The sequence below is a fragment of the Pseudomonas sp. YuFO8 genome (genome assembly GCF_035065025.1).
GTDB classification, from domain to species: domain Bacteria; phylum Pseudomonadota; class Gammaproteobacteria; order Pseudomonadales; family Pseudomonadaceae; genus Aquipseudomonas; species Aquipseudomonas putida_AE.
In genome coordinates, this window is the sequence record NZ_JAXDEQ010000134.1 from 1 (window position 1) to 446 (window position 446).

Here is a 446-nt window from a genome sequence, read left to right on the forward strand (position 1 = left end):
CTCCGGGATTTCCAATTGTTCAAATGCATATAGCCAATACAATGTGTTGAAACCCTGGTACGCCTTTACTTCAACGAACCCACGCTGCTCCGGCAACCAATCGTTGTTCCAGCTTCGACTGGTATCTCGCGCTACCCACCAGTCAACAGTCTTTTTTTGCCAAGTTTCCGTCAGCATGACGCGGTATACCTTTCGCTCAGCACCGTCGGCGCACTTGATTCTTTTCACTATGTCTTCAAGGTTTTCGACGTTCATTCGCTTGAAGTCGTCGCCGAGTTGCTGTGCTTTTTCCGGGCTGTACAGACGTTTGCATTCGATGAAAGCGACTGTCTGCGTGTCAACCAGCAGGCAATCGATACGGTACGAAATGCGTCCGGTTTTGGCGTTCTCGAACGGCACCTCCATGAAAGCATGCGCGCCAACACGCGATTCAAACGCCTTGGCCA

The 446-nt window shown here is 51.1% G+C and carries 1 protein-coding gene; it reads right to left on the reverse strand.

Translation table 11 applies throughout. The features are described from left to right. Nucleotides 1-446, reverse strand: a 446-nt coding sequence (locus SOP95_RS31645) for a hypothetical protein (RefSeq protein ID WP_323609534.1), incomplete at both ends; no start/stop codon positions are given.